The 25,328-nt window shown below is 58.7% G+C and carries 21 protein-coding genes; 9 read left to right on the top strand and 12 right to left on the bottom strand.

What is annotated here, in order from left to right:
* Positions 1 to 99: 99 nt before the first annotated feature.
* Positions 100 to 1,071 carry a LysR family transcriptional regulator gene (locus AC5SEO_RS11025; RefSeq protein WP_174068549.1) on the bottom strand — a complete coding sequence of 324 codons (972 nt, stop codon included), beginning with the start codon at positions 1,069 to 1,071 and terminating at the stop codon, positions 100 to 102.
* 63 nt (positions 1,072 to 1,134) lie between these two features.
* Here AC5SEO_RS11025 and AC5SEO_RS11020 point away from each other — a divergent pair, with 63 nt between their 5' ends.
* Both AC5SEO_RS11020 and AC5SEO_RS11015 read left to right on the top strand, forming a co-directional pair.
* Entirely contained in the window at positions 1,135 to 2,172 is a 1,038-nt protein-coding gene (locus tag AC5SEO_RS11020) for an NAD-dependent epimerase/dehydratase family protein (protein ID WP_174068633.1), read from the top strand.
* Positions 2,172 to 2,561 (top strand): DUF6220 domain-containing protein, encoded by a 390-nt coding sequence (locus AC5SEO_RS11015; RefSeq protein ID WP_025594112.1) that lies wholly within the window; start codon positions 2,172 to 2,174, stop codon positions 2,559 to 2,561. The genes AC5SEO_RS11020 and AC5SEO_RS11015 overlap by 1 nt, the downstream gene beginning before the upstream one ends.
* 56 nt (positions 2,562 to 2,617) lie before the next feature.
* On the opposite strand, the gene AC5SEO_RS11010 is transcribed toward AC5SEO_RS11015, so the two are convergent.
* The 4 genes from AC5SEO_RS11010 to trxB form a co-directional block, all read right to left on the bottom strand.
* Positions 2,618 to 3,730 carry an alkene reductase gene (locus AC5SEO_RS11010; protein ID WP_174068548.1) on the bottom strand — a complete coding sequence of 371 codons (1,113 nt, stop codon included), beginning with the start codon at positions 3,728 to 3,730 and terminating at the stop codon, positions 2,618 to 2,620.
* A 127-nt stretch (positions 3,731 to 3,857) separates the two neighbouring features.
* On the bottom strand, positions 3,858 to 4,148 hold the full coding sequence (locus AC5SEO_RS11005; protein WP_003513408.1) for an ArsR/SmtB family transcription factor: 291 nt from the start codon (positions 4,146 to 4,148) through the stop codon (positions 3,858 to 3,860).
* A gap of 598 nt (positions 4,149 to 4,746) precedes the next feature.
* Positions 4,747 to 5,643, bottom strand: a complete 897-nt coding sequence (locus tag AC5SEO_RS11000) for a LysR family transcriptional regulator VtlR (protein WP_003513405.1) — start codon at positions 5,641 to 5,643, stop codon at positions 4,747 to 4,749.
* A 24-nt stretch (positions 5,644 to 5,667) separates the two neighbouring features.
* The gene (gene trxB / locus AC5SEO_RS10995) at positions 5,668 to 6,642 is read right to left on the bottom strand and encodes a thioredoxin-disulfide reductase (RefSeq protein ID WP_174068547.1); all 975 of its coding nucleotides are present in this window, start codon (positions 6,640 to 6,642) and stop codon (positions 5,668 to 5,670) included.
* A 254-nt stretch (positions 6,643 to 6,896) separates the two neighbouring features.
* Here trxB and AC5SEO_RS10990 point away from each other — a divergent pair, with 254 nt between their 5' ends.
* Positions 6,897 to 7,364, top strand: a complete 468-nt coding sequence (locus AC5SEO_RS10990; protein WP_003513401.1) for an Lrp/AsnC family transcriptional regulator — start codon at positions 6,897 to 6,899, stop codon at positions 7,362 to 7,364.
* 31 nt (positions 7,365 to 7,395) lie between these two features.
* On the opposite strand, the gene AC5SEO_RS10985 is transcribed toward AC5SEO_RS10990, so the two are convergent.
* Positions 7,396 to 8,451 carry a glycosyltransferase family 4 protein gene (locus AC5SEO_RS10985; RefSeq protein ID WP_174068546.1) on the bottom strand — a complete coding sequence of 352 codons (1,056 nt, stop codon included), beginning with the start codon at positions 8,449 to 8,451 and terminating at the stop codon, positions 7,396 to 7,398.
* Between the two features lie 91 nt (positions 8,452 to 8,542).
* Complete coding sequence (gene greA / locus AC5SEO_RS10980) at positions 8,543 to 9,019, bottom strand: transcription elongation factor GreA (RefSeq protein ID WP_003513396.1); 477 nt, start codon at positions 9,017 to 9,019, stop codon at positions 8,543 to 8,545.
* Between the two features lie 221 nt (positions 9,020 to 9,240).
* On the opposite strand from greA, the gene AC5SEO_RS10975 reads away from it, so the two are divergent.
* The 3 genes from AC5SEO_RS10975 to AC5SEO_RS10965 all read left to right on the top strand — a co-directional run bounded on the left by AC5SEO_RS10975 (position 9,241) and on the right by AC5SEO_RS10965 (position 13,210).
* Positions 9,241 to 10,473, top strand: a complete 1,233-nt coding sequence (locus AC5SEO_RS10975) for a putative DNA modification/repair radical SAM protein (RefSeq protein ID WP_013636565.1) — start codon at positions 9,241 to 9,243, stop codon at positions 10,471 to 10,473.
* On the top strand, positions 10,473 to 11,918 hold the full coding sequence (locus AC5SEO_RS10970) for a UdgX family uracil-DNA binding protein (protein ID WP_174068545.1): 1,446 nt from the start codon (positions 10,473 to 10,475) through the stop codon (positions 11,916 to 11,918). The genes AC5SEO_RS10975 and AC5SEO_RS10970 overlap by 1 nt, the downstream gene beginning before the upstream one ends.
* Before the next feature lie 152 nt (positions 11,919 to 12,070).
* Entirely contained in the window at positions 12,071 to 13,210 is a 1,140-nt protein-coding gene (locus AC5SEO_RS10965) for a GGDEF domain-containing protein (protein WP_003513393.1), read from the top strand.
* Positions 13,211 to 13,293: 83 nt separating this feature from the next.
* Here the strand turns inward: AC5SEO_RS10965 and carB are convergent, their stop codons facing one another.
* Together carB and AC5SEO_RS10955 are read right to left on the bottom strand one after the other, a co-directional pair.
* Entirely contained in the window at positions 13,294 to 16,782 is a 3,489-nt protein-coding gene (gene carB / locus AC5SEO_RS10960) for a carbamoyl-phosphate synthase large subunit (protein ID WP_003513392.1), read from the bottom strand.
* A 156-nt stretch (positions 16,783 to 16,938) separates the two neighbouring features.
* The gene (locus AC5SEO_RS10955) at positions 16,939 to 17,805 is read right to left on the bottom strand and encodes a LytTR family DNA-binding domain-containing protein (protein ID WP_174068544.1); all 867 of its coding nucleotides are present in this window, start codon (positions 17,803 to 17,805) and stop codon (positions 16,939 to 16,941) included.
* Positions 17,806 to 17,853: 48 nt separating this feature from the next.
* On the opposite strand from AC5SEO_RS10955, the gene AC5SEO_RS10950 reads away from it, so the two are divergent.
* A complete protein-coding gene (locus AC5SEO_RS10950; RefSeq protein WP_003513390.1) occupies positions 17,854 to 18,342 on the top strand; it encodes a DUF2306 domain-containing protein in 489 nt (162 codons plus the stop codon).
* A gap of 95 nt (positions 18,343 to 18,437) precedes the next feature.
* Positions 18,438 to 19,367, top strand: coding sequence for a KPN_02809 family neutral zinc metallopeptidase (gene ypfJ, locus AC5SEO_RS10945; RefSeq protein ID WP_003513383.1), 930 nt, complete (start codon positions 18,438 to 18,440; stop codon positions 19,365 to 19,367).
* Between the two features lie 40 nt (positions 19,368 to 19,407).
* Here the strand turns inward: ypfJ and AC5SEO_RS10940 are convergent, their stop codons facing one another.
* Entirely contained in the window at positions 19,408 to 19,887 is a 480-nt protein-coding gene (locus AC5SEO_RS10940; RefSeq protein WP_038491718.1) for a DUF2938 domain-containing protein, read from the bottom strand.
* 200 nt (positions 19,888 to 20,087) lie between these two features.
* On the bottom strand, positions 20,088 to 22,178 hold the full coding sequence (mcpU, locus tag AC5SEO_RS10935; RefSeq protein WP_174068543.1) for a methyl-accepting chemotaxis protein McpU: 2,091 nt from the start codon (positions 22,176 to 22,178) through the stop codon (positions 20,088 to 20,090).
* 329 nt (positions 22,179 to 22,507) lie between these two features.
* Here mcpU and AC5SEO_RS10930 point away from each other — a divergent pair, with 329 nt between their 5' ends.
* Positions 22,508 to 23,905, top strand: a complete 1,398-nt coding sequence (locus tag AC5SEO_RS10930) for an MATE family efflux transporter (RefSeq protein WP_003513377.1) — start codon at positions 22,508 to 22,510, stop codon at positions 23,903 to 23,905.
* 39 nt (positions 23,906 to 23,944) lie between these two features.
* Here the strand turns inward: AC5SEO_RS10930 and carA are convergent, their stop codons facing one another.
* Positions 23,945 to 25,150 (bottom strand): glutamine-hydrolyzing carbamoyl-phosphate synthase small subunit, encoded by a 1,206-nt coding sequence (carA, locus tag AC5SEO_RS10925; RefSeq protein WP_035198637.1) that lies wholly within the window; start codon positions 25,148 to 25,150, stop codon positions 23,945 to 23,947.
* Between the last annotated feature and the right edge of the window lie 178 nt (positions 25,151 to 25,328).

The raw sequence follows: 25,328 nt of genomic DNA, 5'->3' as shown, positions 1-25,328 counted from the left end.
CAACATTTCCGGTGAGAACAGCATCACCCTTCATGCTTCGCCGGTCTGTCTTGCGGATTTGCGGGCGCAAGGCCGTGCGGCATCGATGCTGTAATGGCGCTAGCGTCGTTGCGGCGGGGCGCCCGGATCGGTTTCCTTCAGGTGGGCCTTCAGGCCGTCGACAAGGGCGCTGAACACGGCACGGCATCGCGGCGAGGTCTTGAGATTTTCATGCATCGCGACCCATGCGTGCAGCGGGATGTCGGTTTTCGGAAGGACCTGGACAAGCCGCGGATCCTTGCGCGCCAGGCCGATCTGACAGACGCCGATGCCTGCGCTGGCGCGGATCATGGCAAGCTGGGCGAGGTTGCTGTCGGCGCGAATTTCGAAGGAAATTTCTTCGATATCGGGTATTTCCGGATCGAGCGAGCGCATGCGCTGGATCGCCGCCCTGATGAAAGGCGTCTTGCGGTCGAAACCGATCATACGGTGGTTGTTCAGTTCTTCCATGTTTTTCGGGATGCCGGCTCTTGCCAGATAGTCGCGTGTCGCATGAAATCCCAGACGGAAATTGCCGATATAGCGCATGACGATGGCATCCTGCTGCGGTTCGGTCATGCGGATGGCGATATCAGCCTCGCGCCGCAAAAGGTCTTCCAGCGTGTCGGAGAGTGAAAGTTCTATTTCAAGCCGGGGGTGAATCTCCTGCATGGAAGCGATGATCGGCGGCAGCATTTCAACGCCGATGATGTCCGATGCGCTGATACGCACGGTTCCTTCGATCTTGCCGACCTCGCCGGAGGCCGCCCGCATAAGGGCTGCGGCCGTCGCCGCCAGATTTTCCGCATAGGGCCGGAGCGCCAGCGCCGCTTCCGTCGGCATCAGCCCGTGCGGCGAGCGGATGAACAGCGGAAAGCCGATGGCCTCTTCCAGCGCTCCGATATGTCGCCCAGCTGTCGGTTGGGTAATGCCGAGTTCGCGGGCGGCGGCGGAAAGCGAGCCGTCGCGCAGCACGCTGAGGAAGGTGCGGTAAAAATCCCAGCTGACATCGCGGCTTCTGATTATAAGATTTTGTATAGCGGCTCCACTCATTTGGACAATTTCGTATATCGCCTGATGGCCCGATACTCCAGCCCAGAAGAAGGAGTAATGGCAATGATATATGAAATCCACGCAAATACAGCAGAGAATAAGCGGCCTCTGGCGCTGATTGTTGGGGCGAATGGTGGCGTCGGCAGCCATGTCTCAAAGATGTTGTTGCAGCGCGGCTGGCGGGTGCGGGCGATGACTCGCCGATCGGCACCAGTTGATGCCGTCGATGGCATCGAGCGCGTGACCGGCGATGCCATGAACCGGGAGGATGTGGTGAAGGCGGCAAAAGGCGCCGGGCTCATCGTCCATGCGGTCAATCCTCCGGGGTATCGCAACTGGGACAGCCAAGTGCTGCCGATGCTCGACAATACCATTGCCGCTGCCGAGGCCTGCAGGGCAAGGATCGTGTTTCCAGGCAGCATCTATAATTTTGGCCCGGATGCCTTTCCGCTTCTGACGGAGGACAGCCCGCAAAAGCCTTTCACCCGCAAGGGCGCCTTGCGCGTTGAAATGGAGCGGCGTTTGAAAATGGCGTCGATGCGCGGCGTGCCGGTCCTGATCGTCCGCACCGGTGATTTCTTTGGTCCTGACGCGAAGAACAACTGGTTTTCGCAGATGCTGGTGCGACCGGGCAAACCGGTTCGCAGCGTTCAGAATCCAGCAGTACCGAATGCCGGGCATCAATGGGCCTATCTGCCGGATGTTGCGGAGATAATCGGGCGGCTGCTCGATCGCTCGGACGAGCTTCAGACGTTTGCCGTCTACCACATGGAGGGTGTCTGGGATTTCGACGGGCTGCAACTGGTTGGGGCAATCGAGCGGGCCGTCGGCCATCCGGTCAAGATGCGGCGGCTTTCGTGGTTAGCCGTCGGGCTGGCTGCACCGTTCGTTCCCCTGTTCCGCGAAGTCATGGAAATGAAATATCTCTGGCAGATGCCGATCCGGATGAGCAACCGCAAGCTTGTCGAATTCCTCGGGGCGGAACCGCGAACGCCGATCGATGCGGCGGTATCGGCAACATTGGCGAGCCTTGGGTGTCTCGCCGAGGTGCAGCAACCGGCGGGCCTTCATCATGCGACCGATGCCGGGGGTAGGGTGTGATGGTTACAGTGGCTAATGGATTTTCCCGGCGGCGCCGTATGTTCGCCGTGATTTCGGCAGGCGTGCCGGTGTTGATTTTCGCGCAGGTGCTGCTGGCCGGGCTGTCGATCTATTATGACGGATCGCTGCTTGTGGTTCACAAAGGGCTTGGCATGCTGATCGCCGTTCCCATTGTATCCCTAGTCGTGCTCGCCCTTCGTCATGATGACCTCCGGCCAAACCTTGGGCGCGCGCTCGTGCTGCTCGCTCTCTACTGCCTTCAGGTGGCGTTGATGAGCATCGGTCGGGAAACGGGCAGTGGCTTTCTGCAGGCGCTGCATGTGGCCAACGCCTTCGTGATGGGCGCATTTTCAGACTTTGCTGCGCGGCAGGCGCGAGGCCTGTCCTGAAACGGCAAAACGCCGCACCGCTGTGGAGCGGTGCGGCGTTTCAAGTTTAGCACTGATCAGCCAAGAGCCGGGTAGTCGGTATAGCCTTCAGCCCCGCCACCATAGAAGGTCGGCTGGTTCGGCTCGTTCAGCGGCGCGTTGTCCTTGAGACGGCGCACCAGATCCGGGTTGGCGATGAAGGCCTTGCCGAAGGCCACGGCATCAACCTTGCCGCTTTCCACCGCCTCGATGGCGCTCTCACGGTCGTAGCCATTGTTGGCGATCCACAGGCCCTTGCCGCCCGCATTGCGATAGGCGGCCTTGAAGGCTGCGTAATCGAAGGGCTTGTCGCCCTGCTTGAAGTCGCGCGGACCACCGGTCGCACCTTCAACAACATGGATGAAGGCGAGATTGCGTTTGCCGAGTTCTTCCGCAACGTAATTATAGAGTGGCTGCGGGTCGGCCTCGAAAATGTCGTTGGCGGGCGTGACGGGGGACAGGCGAATGCCGGTGCGGCCTGCGCCAATCTCTTCTGCAACCGCATCCACGACTTCCAGGAGGAAGCGGGCGCGGTTTTCGATCGAGCCGCCATATTCGTCGGTGCGCTGGTTGGTGCTGGATTTCAGGAACTGCTCGATCAGATAACCGTTGGCGGCATGGATTTCGACACCGTCGAAACCAGCCTCAAGTGCGGCGGGCGCGCCGGTCCGGTAATCTTCAAGGATAAGACCGATATCGTCGATGGTCAGTGCGCGTGGCTCGGAGGTTTCCGCAAACGCGCCGGTGCCGTCATCATTGATGATATAGGTCTTGGACTTGGCGATAATCGCGGAAGGGGCGACCGGCTGTCCGCCATGCGGCTGGAGCGAGGTGTGGGAAATGCGTCCCACGTGCCAAATCTGCGCGACGATCTTACCGCCGGCGACATGCACGCCATCCGTGATCTTTTTCCAGCCCTCAACCGCTTCCTTCTTGTAGAGGCCCGGAACATCCGCGTAACCCTGACCTTGCTGGGAAATCGGCGTGCCTTCGGTCACGATCAGCCCGGCTGTTGCGCGCTGCTCGTAATAGGTGGCGTTGAGATTGTTGGGAATTGCCCCCGGCGAGCGGTTGCGGGTGAGGGGAGCCATGACGATACGGTTGGCGAGTGCGATATCGCCGGCCTGTGCCGGTTCGAAAAGACTTGTCATGCGACTTCACTTTCTGGTCGGTTGGCGAAATTGCGCGGCTGGCGCGCTTTCCTAATGTATGGGCATCGGAGAGAAAACCGCCTTGCAGTTTCCGGTCCGACGCCCCGGTCTTATAAGCTTGGGAGGCTCAAAGATTGGCTTGCAGATAATTGCGGAAGGCGTCGATGGTTTCCTCGTTGCGTTCGAAAAACACCCATTGCCCAACTTTCTTTGACCTTATCAGGCCAGCTGCCTGCAAAACCGCCAGATGTGAGGAGACCGTCGATTGCGACAGGCCGCTGATCTGGAACTGATTGGCGCATACGCCCATGCTGAGCGGATGGTCCTGACAGAAGTGACTTTCAGGGCTCTTAAGCCACTCGAGGAACTTCAGCCTTGCGGGGTGTGAAAGGGCTTTGAGGATTTCCTCCGGGTTCATCTGCGTTTCTCTAATATCTGACATGTCCGATATTTATATCGATAGTTTTCGATATACAATTCACGTCTCTGTGAGGTAGTCGCCCGGGCCGAAAACAGCGCGCAAAAAAATGGCCGCCGGATTTCTCCGCGGCCAATGAGTTTGAAGGTTAAAACCTCCAGAGGGGAACAGCTGTCGCGTGCATAGGCAGGCGTGACAGCTGATTGAAATATGGGAGTGGCAAGAATGCAAAACAAGGTTGCATCATGCGATATTTCGCCAAATTGGAGAAAATTCTTGCGGGTAAAAAAAGAGGGCCGCCGGATAAATCCAGGGCCCTTTAAGTGTGAAGGTCAAAAACCTCCAGAGGGGAACAGCTGATGCGGTGGAACTGGGAGGAAAAGCCACCGTGTGCATCAACTGAGAGCGATATGGTGCTTTTTTGTGCACGAAACAACTCTTTTTTGTGCAGGTCAGGCATGCGTGCGATGCAGGTCTAGATATTTCCGGTATAATTTATGTGCAAAGCTGAAGTGCGGCGCGTCTGGCGCGCCGCCATCTTGGGAAGGCCAACTCCATGAATTAGTATGATATTTTGTGGCGCTGGCCTATTTAAACGTCAGAAGTTCCAGTTCCGTGCCTTGGCAACGACGAAGTCGCGGAAGGCTTTCAGTTTTGCAGCGTTTTTCATCTCGTCCGGGTAACAGAAGTAGGTGTCGAACGAGGGAATATCGGCGGCAAGCGACAACTGAATCAATCCCGGATCGCGCCCGACGATGTAATCCGGCAAACAGGCGATACCTATTCCCAGCAGGCAGGCGCGCTTGATCGAGGTCTGGCTGTTGATCTGAAGATGCGGAATGCGGGTGTTGTCCGACGAGCGTCCCGCATTTTCCAGCCAGTTGACATCAAGCAGATAGTTGGGTGCCGGTTCGCCGAAGGAGATGATGCGGTGGTTGTCCAGATCCTCGATCGACTGCGGCTCGCCGTGGCGGTTGATGTAGGACGGCGCCGCATAGACGTGCATGTGCACCGTGAACAGCTTGCGCTGGATAAGGTCGGACTGTTGCGGCTGGCGCAGGCGGATGGCGCAATCGGCGTGGCGCATGTTCACATCCAGCTCCTCATTGTCGAGGATGAGCTGGATCGACATTTCCGGATAGAGCTGCAGGAATTCCTGCACCTTGTCCGTGAGCCAGCCCTGGCCGAGACCAACCGTCGTCGTCACGCGCAGCTTACCGCTCGGCTTCTCCGTCGTTTCGGTCAGTTGCATCTTGACGGTTTCGAGCTTTAGCAACACGTCATGGGCGGTGCGATACAGCAGTTCGCCCTGCTCGGTGAGGATAAGACCTCTGGCGTGGCGGTGAAACAGCTTCACGCCAACATCCTGTTCCAGCGCGCTGACCTGGCGGCTGATGGCCGACTGGGACAAATGCAGCTTGTCGGCAGCGTGGGTAAAAGACCCCGCTTCGGCTGCGGCATGAAAAATGCGCAGTTTATCCCAGTCCAATGGCATTGCCATGCCTATCCTGCCTTTCGGTTATTCGGCTGCTACCGCAAGCGGCTGCTGCGCGGTGAGGTACCGTTCTGCTTCAAGGGCGGCCATACAGCCCATACCGGCGGCAGTGATGGCCTGACGGTATATGTCGTCGGTAACGTCGCCGGCGGCGAAAATACCTTCCACGTCGGTAGCGGTGGAATCGGGCGCGGTCCACATGTAGCCATTGTCCTTGAGCTTCACCTTGCCCTTGAACAGTTCGACGGCCGGCGCGTGGCCGATGGCGACGAAGACGCCGTCGATGGGCGTATCGCTGATCACACCGGTCTTGGTGTCACGCAGTCGCACACCCGAAACAGAGGGTGGCATTGGTGGCTTGGCGGGAGCGCCGGTGATTTCGGCGATTTCCGTGTTCCACAGGATCTTGACGTTTTCCTTGGCCAAGAGCCGTTCCTGAAGGATTTTCTCCGAGCGGAAACTGTCGCGGCGGTGCACGACGGTTACGGACTTGGCGATATGGGCGAGATAGAGCGCTTCCTCCACGGCAGAGTTGCCGCCGCCGACCACGATCACATCCTTGTTGCGATAGAAGAAACCGTCGCAGGTGGCGCAGGCGGAAACGCCAAAGCCCTGAAAGTGCTGCTCACTCTCGATACCGAGCCACTTGGCCTTTGCGCCTGTTGCGATGATCAGCGTGTCGGCGGTCCAGACCTGACCGGAATCGGTCTTGACCACGAATGGGCGCGTGTTGGTTTCGACTTCGGTCACGAGGTCGCTGACGATTTCCGCACCCACATGCGTCGCCTGCTTCAGCATCTGGTCCATCAGCCAGGGGCCCTGGATCGGATCGGCAAAGCCCGGATAGTTTTCGACGTCGGTGGTGATCATCAGCTGGCCACCCTGTTCCATGCCGGCAATCAGCACGGGTTTCAGCATTGCGCGGGCCGCGTAGATCGCCGCGGTATAACCGGCGGGACCAGAGCCAATGATCAATACCTTGGTATGGCGGGCAGACATGGAAACAATCCTTTTTAAAGTAGCGGGGCCTTTCGGCAGCAGAACATTCCAGCCGAAGCACGGTGGACAGGCCGCAACCCCTTCGTTGCCCGGTATTTAAGGTTGTCTAGTGCCTTTATTCAAGGGCAGCCTTGCGTTACCAACAAGGCAGTTGTGGATGCGCGCGCAATTTTGTGACCGGCCGGCGGCATATTGTTGCGAATCCTGCGCCTGGTAGTACAAGGAAGTTCTCCGGCTTAACGAGGAACCTCTCCGTGACCAGCGTCGAACTCGATGCCATCGATCTGAAAATCCTGCGCGAATTGCAGCGCGACGGGCGCATGACCAACGTGGAGCTGGCCGAACGGGTCGGTATCTCCGCGCCGCCGTGCCTCAGGCGCGTCCGCAAGCTGGAAGAAGCCGACGTGATCGAGGGTTATCACGCCATGTTGAACGCGCCGAAGCTCGGTTTCGATCTCGTTGCCTTCTGCATGGTCGGCCTCAAGCGCCAGTCGGACAGCAATCTGAAAGCCTTTGCAGCGGCGACGGCCGGATGGTCGCTGGTGCGCCAGGCCTGGATGGTATCCGGCGAAAGCGATTTCCTTCTGCATTGCATCGCCAGAAACCTGACCGAGTTTCAGGATTTCGTCATCGAGGTTCTGACAGCGGACGAAAACGTCGACACCGTGCGCACCATGCTCACCATCCGTCAGGTCAAGCGCGTCGGTCTGGTGGAAATCTGATCGGCGGACCTTTGAGTGATTGCGCCGGCGCTTACCCGCGCCGCAACGCGTCGTAGATATTGCCGAGGCTTGTCGCCTCTTTTTCCAGCGGAAATGCAGTGCGCACATGCGAAAGTCCGGCACGGGCATGGTCCCTGGCGAGAGCAGGATCGGCAAGATAGGTTTTAATGGCATCCCGCAGGGACGCGTAGTCGCCGGCCTCAACGACCATGCCGGTCTCGCCCTTGACGATCATTTCCTCATAGGCGCCGGCATTGCTGGCAACGACAGCCGTCTCGGACGCCATGGCTTCCAGTGGTGTCAGGCCAAAGCCCTCGTTGCGTGACGGTGCGACATAGAGGGTTAGCCGCCGATACCAGGGCTTGATGTCGTCCACCTCGCCCTGAAACGCGATGCGGTCCGCAAGGCCGGCTGCTGCGACATCGGCCACGAGCTTGTCGGCGAAGGCCTTGTGCTCTGCGGTCACGCGGCCGGAGATGACGGCTGTCCATTCGGGATAGTCGGGCAGAAGTTCGATCATGGCGCGCACGAAAAGGTCTGTTCCCTTCTGGTGGCGCACCCGTCCGAAACATCCGATGAGAAATTGCCCAGGCAGGCCGGTCGAAGCGATCGTATCCTCCGGGCCGGTTGCGGGATGAAACAGCTCGGTATCGACGCCATGCATGACGACGCCGTGTGGTACTTCCAGAAACGAGCCTGAGCGGCCGCTTGTCGCGACGACCGCATCCATTTTTGAAATCAGAAAGCGGGTATAGGCGGAATGTCGCCTTTGCGCCGCCGAGGTGAACATCAGCTTCACCTTCATGCGCAGCACGTCACGCATGAGAATGCCCGGCAACATTTCGAGATTGCGGCGGGCGTGCCAGATGCGCGGACCGCTGAGCGTGCCGTTTTGCCAGAGCCGCCACAGATCACGGAAGCGCACATGTGGCAGATGCTGCGGCAGGCCCGGGCCGATGACGGCCACTTTCTGACCCAGCCGGTTTTGTACCGGAATAAGCTGCACGATGGTGGAGGTAACGCCGGAGAGCCTGCGCTTGAAGTTCGGCGCAAGCACCTGCACATCTTTCAGACTGGCGTGGGACAAGATGGGCTTCCGTCTTTGCGGCTAAGGCAGGATGTTCAGTTCAGGATATCAATGCAATGCGCCCGATGGGCGCATTGCATGAAAGGGCAGATCAGCCCCACTGTACGGCGAGAATCTCGTAACCCTTGGCGCCGCCCGGTGCATTGACTTCGATGCTGTCACCGACTTCCTTGCCGATGAGGGCGCGGGCGATGGGCGAGGAAATGGAAATGCGTCCAGCCTTCACATCGGCTTCCTGGTCGCCAACGATCTGATAGATTCTTTCCTCGTCGCTATCCTCGTCGATCAGCTTGACGGTGGCGCCAAACTTGATCTTGGAACCGGACATCTTGGAAAGGTCGATGACTTCCGCGCGTGCGGTCAAGTCTTCGAGTTCAGTGATGCGGCCTTCGTTATGGCTCTGGGCTTCCTTGGCAGCGTGGTATTCGGCATTTTCCGAAAGGTCGCCATGGGCGCGCGCCTCCGCAATTGCCTCGATGATACGGGGACGCTCCTCCTGCTGGCGAAAGCGCAGCTCCTCCTGCAGCTTGATGAATCCACCGTGCGTCATCGGTACTTTTTCTACCATTTTTTTATCCTTCGCAGTCCTGTCGCTTTACTTGCAGACACAAAAAGAAACAGGTTCCGGAGGGGAACTCCGGAACCATGCCAAAATCATAACTAAGCCGACTATATCAGAAGACGACAACGAAATGCCAGCAAATTTGAGACGGGCATTTTCTTGCATTCGTTCAGGGCTTTAACAGATGAGATTGACATTTTTCAATAGAACATATAGTGAACATAACCATGAAGAAGTCAATCAGGCAACGGCTGGCCATTCTTTCCGATGCGGCCAAATACGATGCGTCCTGTGCCTCCAGCGGCACGACGAAACGCAGCTCTGCTGCATCCGGCGGACTTGGCTCCACAGAGGGGTCAGGCATATGCCATGCCTATGCACCGGACGGGCGTTGCATTTCGCTCCTGAAGATACTGCTCACCAATTTCTGTATCTATGATTGCGCCTATTGCATCAATCGTTCTTCGAGCAATGTCGAGCGGGCGCGGTTTACTGCCGAGGAGGTGGTGTGGCTGACGCTGGAGTTCTATCGGCGCAACTATATCGAGGGGCTGTTTCTCTCTTCCGGTATTATCCGCTCTTCCGATCACACGATGGAAGAGATGGTGCGGGTGGCGCGGGAACTGCGCGTCACGCATGGCTTTCGCGGCTACATCCATCTGAAATCCATTCCCGAAGCATCGCCAAAGCTTATTGAGGAAGCGGGGCTTTACGCCGACCGGCTGTCGATCAACATCGAATTGCCGACTGATAGCGGCGTCAGCCGTTTTGCGCCGGAAAAGCAGCCCGCCAATATTCGCCGCTCGATGGCTGATATCCGCCTGAAGATTGAGGAGGCGGGGGAGCCGACTGTCAGGACGCGAAAGACCAAACGTTTTGCGCCTGCCGGACAGAGCACGCAGATGATCGTTGGGGCGGATGGGGCTGATGACAGCACCATTCTGTCCACCAGCGCCCGGCTTTATGGCAGCTATGGTTTGCGGCGCGTCTATTATTCGGCTTTCAGCCCCATTCCGGATTCGTCGAAGAACCTGCCGCTCATCAAGCCGCCTTTGATGCGGGAACACAGGCTTTATCAGGCCGACTGGCTTTATCGTTTTTATGGGTTCGACATTGGTGAAATAACCGCGATCGGCGGTAACGGAATGCTCGATCTCGATATAGATCCGAAGCTTGCCTGGGCGCTGAAAAATCGCGACCGTTTTCCAGTGGACGTGAACGTGGCGGATCGCGAAATATTGCTGCGCGTGCCCGGCTTCGGTACCAAGACGGTCGCCTCGATCCTGTCTTCACGCCGGTTTCGCCGATTGCGGCTGGAGGATATCGCCCGCTTCGGCGTTTCCCTGAAAAAGGTGAAGGCCTTCATCGTTGCCGAGGGCTGGACGCCGGGCAAGCTGACTGAACGGCCGGATTTGCGAGCGATGTTTGCTCCGCAGCCCGAACAATTATCGCTGCTGTGATGTACGGCCCGGTTCTGGAAGGGCGGGGCGATTTCGGCGAGTGGCGTGATGCGGCGCGCGCGGCTCTCGCCGCCAATGTGCCGCCGGAGGCGATTGACTGGCGGTTGCGGGATGAGAAAGCCGGGCTTCTCGATTTTGCCGGAGAGCCTTTGCCGGCGGCCCGTGCGGATGACGTGCAGGTGTCCGTTCCAGCCTCCTTCGTGACGTTGGCGCAAGCGATTATCTGTCATAGCGATCCGGGTCGTTTCGCACTGCTTTACCGGTTGCTGTGGCGGCTGAAGCGGGATCGCGCCCTGTTGCAGTTCAAGTCCGATGCGGATGTTTCCGAAGCCCGGCAGCTTGAAAAATCGGTCCGCCGCGATTGTCACAAGATGACGGCCTTTGTTCGCTTCAAGGAATTATCCTTGCCGCAGGGGAAGGGCGCGCGGCGGCGCTTCGTCGCATGGTTCGAGCCGGATCACTTCATCGTCGAGCGCACTGCCCCGTTTTTCCAGCGGCGGTTCACGGATATGGACTGGCTGATCGCGACACCGAACGGTTCCGCGCGGTGGGACGGAAACGTGCTGGAGACATCGCGGCAGGCCGCGTCCAAGCCTGAGCTGACGGATGAAACGGACGAGCTGTGGCGAACCTATTATGCCAATATATTCAATCCGGCGCGTCTGAAGATAAAAGCGATGACGGCAGAGATGCCAAAGAAATACTGGAAAAATTTGCCGGAAGCCGAGCTTATTCCAGGTCTCGTTCTCGGTGCCGAGGCGCGGGTGCTGGAGATGGCGGCAAAGGCTGCGAGCCAGCCGCAACCATTCCATCACCGCCTGCAGGCCGCGGCCTCGGCGCGTGAAGAGCCGCCACCGGCGCCGGACGGTACTCTCGCTTCATTGGCGCGGGAGGCTGGCCAATGCACGCGCTGCGCCCTGCATTGCAAGGCAACGCAGACAGTATTCGGCATGGGACCTGAAGATGCGAAAGTGATGATCGTCGGGGAACAGCCGGGAGATCATGAGGATCTTGCCGGAAAACCTTTCGTCGGTCCCGCTGGTCAGCTGTTCGACCGGACGTTGGTTGAGGCCGGTATTGACCGCAAAAAGCTTTATGTCACCAACGCCGTCAAACACTTCAAATACGAGGCCCGCGGCAAGCGGCGCATTCACCAACGACCGGATGCGGGCGAGGTGCAGCAGTGCCGCTGGTGGCTTAACAAGGAAATCGAGCTGGTACGGCCGAAGCTTATCGTTGCCATGGGTGCAACTGCGCTTTATGCGCTGACAGGCGGAAAGGAAAAGGTCTCCGAGGTTCGGGGTCGCCCGATACCGATGCAGGAGGAGCGGACGCTTTTTGTCACGGTGCACCCTTCCTATCTTCTTCGCCTTCCCGACTCGCAGCAGAAGAAGGAGGAAATGCAGAATTTCAGGAATGAAATTGATTTTATAAGATTATTCTAATATACTGTTTTGTGTGTTGCTATGCTATATTGGATGATCATCGATGTCTTCATCGATATGATTAAATTTTTGTTTATTGGTTATTTTTATTGAAATTTTATACTTGATGCCATAATTCAGATATTTATATTTATTCATTGCGTGGATGTATGATGCTCGGCGAACTAGATCTTGCAACAGTGATACTGATGCAAAAGTGTTCTTACATTGTTGGAATGCTGAGTTTTATATATCTGAAGCTCACAAATCGTGGTTTGCACGGCCCGACAGCTCTTGCAGCAGGCTTCGCAGCCATGGCTGCCGGCTCCACGCTCGCTGGGTACGGCGAATGGGGAATAATGTCTCCGGCCTTGTGGCAATTCGGCAGCATCGTATTCGGTATCGTGGGTTATGCGCTGATCTGGCTTGGCCTGAAAATCGTGAGCGATGGACGTGCTGCCAGCAGGGGGACAGTATCAGCTGTCTGTTTGATTGCCTTGCTGGCAATTGTCCTTGCACAGCAGGTGGCTGACAATAACGCTTATCGTGCGGCCCTGTTCAACGGCTGTGCGGCTGTGGCCTATCTTGCGGGAGCGGGCGGGCTTTTTGCGCGGTGGCGCAAGGAGCCACTCCTGTCCCGCTTCGCGCTGGGCGCGATTGCGGGTATTTCCGGCCTGATTTCGTTGTCGGTGGCAAAGAGCGTGCTTTTGCCCCAATACGCCGCCATCGATCTGGTCAATGCGTTTTTCTTGATCATCATGTTGAACTTCGCCATTGCGCTGTTCGTGATGATGCTGGTAGCCGAGCGGTCAGAGCGGAAATTGCTGGTTCTCGCCAACACCGATCCTTTGACGGGCGTCAAGAACCGTCGTTTTTTCTTCCAGGCCATGCCGGCGGTGCCGGGTCCCCACGATGCGGCGATGCTGCTCGATATCGACCACTTCAAATCAATCAACGACCGCTTCGGCCACGCCGTCGGCGACAGCGTTCTTCAGGAAGTCGCGAAGCGTATCGGCGGCAGCATACGCGGTGGTGACGTGCTGGCGCGTTACGGTGGCGAGGAGTTCATCATCTTCCTGCCGGGTGCCGGTGTTCAAAAGGCTTGCATGATCGGAGAACGCATTCGCGATGCGATTGCGATAACCGAAGTCGATTGCGGCGGTTTGCGTGTCGGCGTGACGATCAGCATCGGCGTCGCAACCAGCGGCGATATGCGCTGCGATCTTCAGACCCTGGCGGAAATGGCGGACCGCGCCCTTTACCGCGCCAAGACGGATGGGCGCAATTGCGTGCGCGAAGCCCTGGCGGCGTGAGGCTTTTGAGCTTTTTGTGAGACAATGCAAAACGCCGCAGGCATGACCCGCGGCGTTTCCATGATCTTTGTTGTCGGCTGATTTTACAGGAAGTAGCTCTGCAAGGGCTTCACTTCCAGGTTGCCGGCCTTAAGCGCCTTGATGGCAAGGGCTGCTGCTTCCGCACCGGCCATCGTCGTGTAGTAGGGCACCTTCTGCATCAGCGTTGCGCGGCGCAGCGACTTCGAGTCGGAAATCGCCTTGTTGCTGTCGGTGGTGTTGATGACCAGCTGGACCTGACGGTTGCGGATGGCGTCTTCGATATGCGGACGACCTTCCTGCACCTTGTTGATCTTCTCGGCGTTGATGCCCTGTTCAGCAAGGAAACGCTGGGTGCCGCCGGTTGCCAGTACCCTGAAGCCACTCTCGACCAGAATACGAATTGCGGGCAATACGCGGTCCTTGTCGTCGTCGCGCACCGAGACGAAGACGGTGCCGGAGCGCGGCAGGTCGACGCCGGCGCCGAGCTGGCTCTTGGCGAAGGCGAGTGCGAAATCGGTGTCGAGGCCGATGACTTCGCCGGTCGAGCGCATTTCCGGTCCGAGCAGAATGTCGACGCCGGGGAAGCGGGCGAAGGGGAAAACGGCTTCCTTGACGGCGATGTGCTTCAGGTTGCGCGGGTCGGGTTTCTTGCCGTAAGCGGCAATCGCCGCATCAAGCTTTTCGCCGGCCATGACGCGGGCAGCGATCTTGGCGATCGGCGCACCGATGGTTTTTGCAACGAAGGGCACCGTGCGGGAGGCGCGCGGGTTGACTTCGAGAACGTAGATCGTGCCGTCCTTGATCGCGTACTGAACGTTCATCAGGCCACCGACGTTGAGCGCCTTTGCAAGCGCCGTCGTCTGGCGTTCCAGCTCGTCGAGGGTTTCCTTGCTCAGCGAACGGGACGGCAGCGAGCAGGCCGAGTCGCCCGAGTGGATACCGGCTTCTTCGATGTGCTCCATGATGCCCGACACGAAGACGTTTTCGCCGTCGCACAGTGCATCGACGTCGACTTCGACGGCGTTGGTCAGGTAGCTATCGAACAGAAGCGGGTTCTTGCCGAGCAGGGTGTTGATCTGGCCGGTCTTGTCGTTCGGGTAACGCTGCTTGATGTCCTCTGGCACGAGGCCCGGAACCGTGTCGAGCAGATAGGTCTGGAGCTGGCCTTCCGAATGGATGATCTGCATGGCGCGGCCACCCAGAACATAGGACGGACGCACGACCAGCGGGAAGCCGATTTCCGAAGCGACGAGGCGCGCCTGTTCAACCGAATAGGCGATGCCGTTGTTCGGCTGGGCGAGGTCGAGCTTCATCAGCAGCTTCTGGAAGCGGTCGCGGTCTTCGGCAAGGTCGATCATGTCAGGCGCGGTGCCGAGGATCGGAATACCGTTCTTTTCCAGCGCTTCGGCCAGCTTCAGCGGCGTCTGGCCGCCGAACTGCACGATGACGCCGACCAGTTCGCCCTTTTCCTGTTCGGCGCGCATGATCTCGATCACGTCTTCGGCCGTCAGCGGTTCGAAATAGAGGCGGTCGGAGGTGTCGTAGTCGGTCGAAACCGTTTCCGGGTTGCAGTTGATCATGATCGCTTCGAAGCCTGCATCCTTCAGCGCGAAGGCAGCATGGCAGCAGCAATAGTCGAACTCGATGCCCTGGCCGATACGGTTCGGACCGCCGCCGAGGATGACGACCTTCTTGCGGTCGGAAACCTGCGCTTCAGAGCGGGCGGCGCCGACGAAGGGGATTTCATAGGTCGAATACATGTAGGCGGTGGGCGAGGCGAATTCTGCCGCGCAGGTATCGATGCGCTTGAAGACCGGGCGAACATTGAGGCTGTTGCGCAGTTCGGCCACTTCTTTTGGGCGCTTGCCCGTCAGAATTGCCAGGCGGGCGTCGGAAAAGCCCATGGCTTTGAGCATGCGCAGGTTCTCTGCGTCCTGCGGCAGGCCTTGCTCACGGACACGGGCTTCCATGTCCACAATTGCCTTGAACTGGGCGATGAACCAAGGGTCGATCTTCGAGTTTTCGTGGACTTCTTCTTCCGTCATTCCCATGCGCAGCGCCTGGGCGACCATGCGCAGGCGATCCGGCGTCGGCGTGCCGATGGCGGCGCGGATGGCGTTCTTGGAGCCTTCGCCCTCTTCGAAGCCGGGGATTTCGATTTCATCGAGACCGGTGAGGCCGGTTTCCATGCCGCGCAGCGCCTTTTGCAGCGATTCTGCGAAGGTGCGGCCGATGGCCATGACTTCACCGACGGACTTCATGGCCGTGGTGAGGATCGGCGAGGCGCCCGGGAACTTCTCGAAGGCGAAACGCGGGATCTTGGTGACGACGTAGTCGATCGACGGTTCGAACGAGGCAGGCGTCGCGCCGCCGGTGATATCGTTTTCCAGCTCGTCGAGCGTATAGCCGATGGCGAGCTTGGCGGCGATCTTGGCGATCGGGAAGCCGGTCGCCTTGGAGGCGAGAGCAGACGAGCGCGAAACGCGCGGGTTCATTTCGATGACGACGAGGCGGCCGTCTTTCGGGTTGACGGCGAACTGCACGTTCGAGCCGCCGGTTTCCACGCCGATCTCACGCAGCACCGCAATCGAGGCGTTGCGCATGATCTGGTATTCCTTGTCGGTCAGCGTCAGCGCTGGCGCAACGGTGATGGAGTCGCCGGTGTGGACGCCCATCGGATCGATGTTTTCGATGGAGCAGATGATGATGCAATTGTCCGCGGTGTCGCGGACCACTTCCATCTCATATTCCTTCCAGCCGAGAACCGATTCTTCGACCAGCACCTCGGTGGTCGGCGAAGCGTCGAGGCCGCCCGAGACGATGTCAAAGAATTCGGAGCGGTTATAGGCAATGCCGCCGCCGGTGCCGCCGAGCGTGAAGGATGGGCGGATGATGGCTGGCAGGCCGACATGGTCGATCGCCTGGGCGGCGATTGCAATCGCATGCGCCATGTAACGCTGCTTGCGGTCGGTCTCGCCAAGGTTCCACTGGTTTTCCAGATCGTCCAGCGCCTTGTCCAGTTCCGCACCGGAAAGCTTCGCCTTGAGTTCGGCGCGGGCAGCTTCGTGCTTCTTGCGGTCGGCGTCCTTGATTTCAGTGGCGTTGGCCAGCATGGACTTCGGCGTTTCGAGGCCGATGCGAGCCATGGCCTCGCGGAAGAGGGCGCGGTCTTCAGCCATGTCGATGGCTTCGGGCTTGGCGCCGATCATTTCCACATTGTAGCGGTCGAGAACGCCCATGCGCTTCAGGGACAGCGCGGTGTTGAGCGCGGTCTGGCCGCCCATGGTGGGCAGCAGCGCGTCCGGACGTTCCTTGGCGATGATCTTGGCAACGACTTCCGGGGTGATCGGCTCGACATAGGTTGCGTCGGCGAGGCCCGGATCGGTCATGATGGTGGCCGGGTTGGAGTTGACCAGAATGACCCGGTAACCCTCTTCCTTCAGCGCCTTGCAGGCCTGGGTGCCGGAATAGTCGAATTCACATGCTTGGCCGATGACGATCGGTCCTGCGCCAATGATGAGGATGGACTTGATATCTTGGCGCTTCGGCATGGCTCTCTCGTTCCGCGTTTTGGTTGCGCAAAACACCAGCCAGGGTGAAAGATCACCGGCCGGGGCGCGCAATTCAAAGTTTTCAGGCTAGAAGCGGCTTATAGGCAAATGTTTTTGAGAACGGAACCCCATAAATTCCGGAATCGACAGAAACTCTTAACCCGCCGGTGTATGCGCGGCGAAACGGGCCTGCACGGCCGCGCTATGGGAGCGGCTGACGGGTATTTCCGAGCCGTCTCTTGTAGTGACGTGCAGACGGCCAGCCTGTTTACGTAACGAGACGACGTCGGAAATGGCAATCCAGTGGGAACGGTGCACCTGTAAGCCTTCCGTGAGGCCTATTTCTTTCAGCGCATCGGCAAAACGCAGCAGAACGAGCTGATGGCCGCGCGTGGTGACGATTTCGGTATAGTGGTCCTGCACCGACAGCCGCAGCAATTCGCCGCGCTTTTGCGGCGGCAGCCGCTCCAGCAGCGGCGCGATGCTTTTCACCTCACCTTTGGCATCTCCATTCGGGTCCGCAACGGCATCCGTTGCCGTTGCGCGTGACTGGCAGGCCGTGAGGTAGCTCAGCAGGCAAAAGATGGCGCAGAGCGGCAGGGCCGACAGGCTGCTTTTCAGAAAGGCAGCGAAACCCATTTCCCTGCCGGAAAAGATTTGGTTCATGATGGAAAGCAGCAGCCCGATGGGCAGGGCTGCCGTCAGCGAGCCGATCATCATGCGTGTCAGCATATTTTCAATGCTGCTGGCAAGGATGGTGTTGGCGAGGATGGAAAAGGATATTGCGAACGTCCATGCGCCAGCCTGAACGATTGTCCAGTAAAGCAGCCGGTCGGCGAAACTCATGGTCTCACTTGTCCCGAAAGGGCCGGTCAGAATGAAGATCGCCAATATGGCAAGGAAGGTCAGCCACAGTCTGCGCGATTGCAGGATGGCGTGCATTTCACGAAGCGTGGACTGCAAAGAGAGGTGATCCACGAAGTTTTCCTGCGGTTGACGCCAATGCGTTTTTCTTTCGCGCATGTTTTGCCGAAGTTAGCGATAATTTCAACCGGGTCAAAACGCTTCACCATGTCACTCCAGCCTTTGCTAGACGCACCGCTTGCCGTGCAATTCCATGTCGCCACCGTTGTTCCGGCCGCGATTCTCGGTGCCTTCATTTTTCTTCGCCCAAAAGGAACCGCCATCCACCGGCTACTCGGCAGGATTTGGGTGACGCTGATGGTCATGACGTCCGTTTCGACCTTCTTCATTCATGAATTGAGGGTGTTTTACGGTTTCAGCCCGATTCATCTTTTATCGGTTCTCACCATATATGGCTGTCTGCAATCGGTCCTTTTCGCGCGCAGGGGCGAAATCAGGCGCCATATGAGGATCATGCAGAGTGTTTATCTCGGCGGTATCGTCATCGCAGGCGGTTTCACCTTCGTTCCGGGGCGGATCATTCACGAGGTTGCTTTCGGTGACGGTCAGCCGGGTCTTGTGGTGCTTTTCGCGGGCGTGTTCGTGTTTGCCCTGCTGTCTCTGACCGTCTTCACGCAAAGGCGGCGAGCCTCCTGAACGAATGCACCCACCTCCGCTTTCTTCCGGAACAAGATGTATTATAGTGCCGTTATAAGGTTGCCTGTTGAGGCGACGTTTGCGGAGAGAAAAGCATGGAATGGAGAGGGCGCCGCCAGTCGGACAATATCGAGGATCGGCGCGGCATGTCGGCGGGATCGGGGCCATCCGGCAACGATCCTTTTTCGCGTGGCGGAATGCGCGTGCCGATTGGGCGCCGCGGCGGCGGTATCGGCATTGGCGGTCTTCTGCTGATCTTGCTGATAAGCTGGGTGCTTGGCATCAATCCGCTGACGCTGCTTTCGGGCGGAGACATTTCACTGGATGGGGGCGGTACCACGCAGCAATCCGGCCAGCAGGCGGGCACTCGGCCGCAGGGCCAATCGTCCGACGAGACGACGGCTTTCGTGCGCACCGTGCTGGCTGAGACGGAAGATACGTGGAGCGGCATTTTCCAGTCCGCCGGCGAGACCTATCAGAAACCGACCCTTGTGCTGTTTTCCGGGCAGGTTGCGTCTGCCTGCGGTTCTGCCTCTGCGGCCAGCGGCCCGTTCTATTGCCCTGGTGACCGCAAGGTTTATCTCGACACCAGTTTCTTCAGTGAACTGGACAAGCGTTTCGGCGCGTCTGGCGATTTCGCGCAGGCTTACGTTATTGCGCATGAGGTGGGCCACCACGTCCAGAACCTGACCGGTGTCCTGCCGGAGTTCAACCGCCGCCGCCAGTCCATGAGCCAGGTGGATGCCAACAAGATGTCGGTGCGTGTGGAGCTTCAGGCCGATTGTTATGCCGGTATCTGGGGCAAGTTCACCGAACAGAAGGGAATTCTGGAAACCGGTGACCTTGAGGAAGCGCTCAACGCTGCCCACCAGATCGGCGACGACACCCTGCAGAAGCAGACTCAAGGATATGTGGTGCCTGACAGTTTCAACCACGGTACGTCGGCGCAGCGCATGGAATGGTTCAAGCGCGGCTTCCAGAACGGACGCGTCGAGGACTGCGACACCTTTTCGGCGAATATCTGAGAATCAAATGAACGAGGGGGCTTTTCAGCCCCCTTTTTATTCAGCGCATCAACAGCGCCACGGCATACATGCCAAGCGCGAAGATCGTATGGGCAACGAGGTTGAGAAAGCGAACCTTGTTCGGGTTCGGCGTCTTCGATGCCGCCCAGCCGATGCCGAGGCCAGGTTGCAGTAGGAACCAGCCCGCGCCGACTGTGACGATGCCCACGATCCAAGGCTGAATGAAGGACGGCTCTGAAAACCACGAGGCCGGCACTATCAGGGCGAGAATGATGCCGTAGAGAATGCCGACGGCATAATGCGAGACCCAGCCGAGCGCCAGTTCATGCTCGTAAGGTGCGGCCGTTGCGATAGTATCGTGGAATATCCTGCCCTTCGGCACATGCCAGAACCAGCGGCCGACCGGTGCCCAGTTCGGGGCGGACTGGCCGAAAAACCGGTGCAGCACAATCGCCCATATATCCATAAACACGGTGCCACCCACCCCCATGGCAATACCGCGCCAAATCAAATCCAGCATAGATCCCTCCGCAAATCATGATCGATCAAGCTCTAGCTGATCGTGTGAGTGGCGGGAACAGGGTTTTTCGCGTGCTGAGGGCGGACAAGAAAAATGGCCGGATCGCTCCGGCCATAATGAAGACTGAAACGTCTCCTCCGTCATGCCGGACTGGATCCGGGGTAACGGTGCGATTGTCTCACCAGTGAGCTATTTTCGGTCTACGCAGCACGCCCATATTCAGCCTGCCGCCGCGTTGCCGTGGCGAGCTGGAACTGCGCAAGCAATTCGTTGAGCGCCGCCGCTTCCGAGGCGAGGCCGTGGCTTGCCGCAGTCTGTTCTTCGACCATGGCGGCATTCTGCTGGGTGCCCTGATCGATGGTGTTGATGGCGGTGTTGATTTCCTGAAGTCCGGTGGACTGTTCGCGCGACGACGTTACGATGGCGTCGATGTGGCGGTTGATCTCCTGGACTTCGCGCACGATGGTTTCCAGCGCCTTGCCGGCATTGCCGACGAGATCGACACCGGATTGCACCTGCGATGTTGAGGCGTTGATCAGCGTCTTGATCTCCTTCGCGGCATTTGCCGAGCGCTGGGCAAGCTCGCGCACTTCCTGTGCGACGACGGCGAAACCCTTGCCTGCCTCACCGGCGCGGGCGGCTTCCACGCCGGCATTCAGCGCAAGCAGGTTAGTCTGGAAGGCGATTTCGTCGATCACGCCAATGATGTTGCTGATCTCCGACGACGATTTTTCGATGCCTTCCATGGCGCGAACAGCGTCCTCGACGATGATGCCGGACTGCTCGGCATTGTTGCGCGTGCGGTCGACCAGACGGCCTACCTCTTCGGCACGGCGGGCGGAATCCTTGACCGTCGTGGTTATTTCCTCAAGCGCGGCCGCAGTCTCCTCGACAGAGGCGGCCTGCTGCTCGGTGCGCTTGGCCAGATCGTCGGCAGACTGGCGGATTTCTCCAGCACCGGCATCGATTGCGCGTGCATTCTGGCCGACTGTGCTCAAGGCAACGTTCAGCTTGGCGACGGAGTTGTTGAAGTCGTCGCGCAAGCGGTCGATGCGGGTCACGAAAGGTGTCTCGATCCGGTAGTTGAGGTCGCCGTTCGAAAGGTGCGTCAGTCCCTTTGCCAGCGAATCGACTGCGAACTGGATGTCGGCCGCGTCTTTCGCCGCCAGTCGTTCGCGTTCGTTGCGCTCCTGTTCGGAAAGCGTGCGGTTCTGTTCGGCGTCGCCTTCAAGACGCAGACGTTCCGTGGCGTTCGATTTGAATACTGCAACCGCCGCAGCCATCGAGCCGATCTGGTCACTGCGCTCCTGGCCGGGAATGGCGACATCGAGATTGCCGGCGGCAAGCCTTTCCATGGCAGCAGTCATCTGCGTGACGGGGCGAACAATGAAACGGCTGAGAACGGTTGCCAGCAGGGCGATCATGATCGCGGCGGCAAGGATTGTCGCGATGGTTGCCGCGAGGCGAAATTGGCCGATCGCGCTGTAGGCGACGTCGGAATCGACAACGAAACCGAGATACCAATCGACCGAGGGCAGACCGGCGACGGGAATGAAGCTGGTGATCTTGCCCTTGCCGTCGATCTCGGTTTGCGAAATCGCGGAAGAAATTGCCGGTGTATCAACCTTGAAGAGATCGGTCAGCGGCTTGTCGACGAATTTCGCATCGGGATGCATGAGGATCTTGCCGTCCTTGCTGACGAGGAAGGCGTATCCATCCTTGCCGGCATCCACCGACTTGATCATCGATACCAGCGAATCCAGCGAGAAGTCGCTACCCGTCACGCCGGCCAGCTTGCCGTTGATGGACACGGGAATGGCGGCAGTGATGATAAGGCCGCCGGTCGACGCATCGCTATAGGGCTCGGTCAGTACTGGCTTGCCGGCCTTGACGGCGTCCAGATACCAGGGGCGCTTGCGCGGGTCATACCCTTCCGGCAATGGCAATTTCGGGAAAGTCGTGAAACTGCCGCTTTCGGCATTGCCGAAATAGGTGGACATGAACTGAGCCGTCAGCACGTCGTTCTGGAGGAACTGCAGCTTGGCGTCGTCATCTGGGAGCTTGGCGAGCGTCTTTGCAACCGTTTCGGTCAGCATGATGCGCCCGTTCAGCCAGTTGGCGATGCTTTGCGCTGCCTGCTTGCCGGACGAATCGATATTTTCCGCCACGGCTTGCGTTGTCACCTGGTGCTGAAGACTGTCGATATAGAAGGAAAAGCCGGCAAAAGCGGCGACGACAAGCGATGACGCCGCAAACAGAATGCGCGTCATGAGATTGGTTTTTTTGGGCAAGCTACACGTCCTTGGAACCAGATGTGCCCATTCGGCTCATCTTGGAAAATAATGGGAAAGACATGCCTCAATGGCGGGAACATTCTGCGTCATGCAGCTTATGGTTTGAAAGAACTTCGCGATATTCTAATGCGTAAAGTGAAATGGTAAAATTCGGCTAAATTTGTTTTATGTCACGCCGTTTCGGCCCAAGTGGACGTAAAATTGCCGTTCTGCGTAAATTTTGATCATTGATCCGCAAAGGTTGCGTGCAGGAAGGGAATATTTTATTCATCACCTGCTGCCATTGCGCAATTCGCGGGCAATGGCCAAAATTCAGGTGAATTACAATGTCTTCGTCGGTTGTTGCAGAAACCGTTCCCTCTGGATCGGGGTCGTGGCTTTCGCATTTCAAGGCTACGCTTGCGCTTGGAATTCCGCTTGTCGGTGCGCAGCTCGCGCAGCTTGGCATCCACACTACAGATATGGTCATCGTTGGTCAGCTCGGAGCTGAGAAGCTGGCGGCCATGGTGCTGGCCGGGCAGTTCTTCTTCGTTGTCTTCATTTTCGGCTCGGGATTTTCCGTGGCCGTGGTGCCAATGGTAGCGCAGGCTTACGGGCAGGGCGATGCGACAGCTGCCCGCCGCTCGCTGCGCATGGGCATGTGGGTTGCAATCGCGTACTGGATTCTTGCCCTGCCGATATTCTTCAACGCCGAGCGCATTCTGGTCTATCTCGGGCAAAACCCCGAAGTTGCGGCGTTGACCGGCCATTATCTCGCCATCGCCAAGTTCGGCCTTTTGCCGGCGCTGCTTTTTTACGTGCTGCGCGGGCTTGTCAGTGCCATCGGCCGTGCCGGTATCATTCTGTATGTCACCATCATCATGTTGGTGCTGAACGGCTTGATGGCCTATGCGCTGGTCTTCGGCCATTTCGGATTGCCGGTGATGGGCATGAACGGCGCGGCCGTCGTCGCCGTCATCGTCAATGCCTTCAGCTTCATCTTCATCGTCGCTTATGTGCAGACGCGTGAGGAAACCAGGAAATACGAGCTGTTCGTGCGCTTCTGGCGGCCGGACTGGCATGCGCTGTTCGAAGTGCTGCGCCTTGGCCTGCCTATCAGCATCACCATCCTTGCCGAAGTGACGCTGTTTGCGGCCGCTTCGATCCTGATGGGACAGATTGGCACCGTGCAGCTTGCGGCGCATGGCATCGCCCTGCAGCTTGCCTCCATCGCTTTCATGATCCCGCTCGGCCTGTCGCAGGCGGCGACCGTGAGGGTCGGTGTCGCGTTCGGTCAGGGTGATTTCAGGAACCTCGTGCGCGCCGCCATCATGGTCTACGCGATTGCCTGCGGCATTGCCGTTTGCGGCGGCATCCTGTTTGCGGCTGTTCCGGAATTTCTGGCGAAGTGGTTTCTTGACGCGAAGTTGCCGGAAGCGGCGGAAGTGCTTGCCTACGCAAGCAGCCTCGTAGTGATCGCCGGCATCTTCCAGCTGGTCGATGGTATCCAGGCCGTGACAGCAGGTTTGCTGCGCGGATTGAAGGATGCGCGCATTCCGGCGATGCTGGCGCTGATTTCCTATTGGCCGATCGGGCTGGCGCTGGCCTGGACCATGGCCTTTCCGCTCGGCTTTGGCGGACGCGGCGTCTGGTTCGGTTTCGTGATCGGCCTTTCGACGGCGGCCGTTCTCCTGACTATACGTTTCGTCATTCTGGTGAAGCGTGAAATGAAAACGGCCCGCTGAAAGCGGGCCGTATATCTTTCCTGATTTTCCGAAGATGTCTCAGCGCTCGGCGAGCGCTGCCTCACCTTGTCTCTCGCGCAGCAGGTTGACGAAGCGGCGGAAGAGATAGTGGCTGTCCTGCGGGCCGGGCGATGCTTCCGGATGGTGCTGGACGGAGAAGACCGGCTTGCCGACGATGCGCAGGCCGCAATTGGTGCCGTCGAACAGCGACGTGTGGGTTTCTTCGACGCCATCAGGCAGCGACTTGGCGTCAACCGCAAAACCATGGTTCATGGACACGATTTCCACCTTGCCGGTGGTGAAATCCTTGACCGGATGGTTGGCGCCGTGGTGGCCCTGGTGCATCTTTTCAGTCTTGGCGCCGACGGCCAGGCCAAGCATCTGGTGGCCGAGGCAGATGCCGAAGATCGGCAGGTCGCTGTTGATGAGGTTCTGAATGACCGGTACGGCATATTCGCCTGTCGCTGCCGGGTCTCCCGGACCATTGGAAAGGAAAACGCCATCCGGCTTCAATGCCAGAATGTCTTCGGCGGATGTCTGGGCCGGAACCACCGTGACCTTGCAATCGAGACCGGCGAAGAGGCGCAGGATGTTGCGCTTGACGCCGAAATCCACGCAGACGACATGGTACTTCGCATCGGCTTCACTCAGCGTGCCGTAACCCTCGTTCCAAACCCAAGGCGTTTCCGTCCAGGTGGAGGATTGGCCGGATGTGGCTTCGATGGCGAGGTCGAGGCCGACGAGACCGCTCCATGCCTTGGCTTCCGCCTTCAGCGCCTCGATGTCGAACACGCCGTTGGGATCATGGGCGATCACCGCGTTCGGTGCACCGTTTTCGCGTATCCATGCCGTCAGCGCGCGCGTGTCGATGCCGCAAAGGCCGATGACGCCGCGGGCTTTCAGCCAGGCATCCAGATGCTTGGCGGCGCGGAAGTTCGAAGGGTCGGTGATGTCGGCCTTGAAGATGACGCCGACTGCGCCCCGGCGGGCGGCTGGCGTCAGGTCTTCGATGTCTTCCTCATTGGTGCCGACATTGCCGATGTGCGGGAAGGTGAAGGTGACGATCTGGCCGAGATAGGACGGATCGGTCAGGATTTCTTCGTAACCGGTCAGTGCGGTGTTGAAGCAGACTTCGGCCTGTACCTTGCCGGTTGCGCCGATCCCCGTTCCCTCGATCACTGTGCCATCGGCAAGAACAAGCATTGCGGTCGGTTTGCGGGTAGTCCAGGGCGCTGTCTCGGTCATCTCGTTCCGTTTCTGCCGCTTCGCACCCCGCCTCTTGAAAGGCAGGGGGAGAGGGGCCATTTTTTGTCGCAGGCTTCGTGACATAAAGGGGCGCGCGAAAAACTCGCGTTTTGACCCTTCGTTAAAATCTCGTGCAGGTGCCGGAAAATAACGAAAGCTGCTTAAACGGTCAACCGCA

Source organism: Agrobacterium sp. K11 (assembly GCF_059429395.1).
This window is presented reverse-complemented; position numbering and strand designations above follow the sequence as displayed.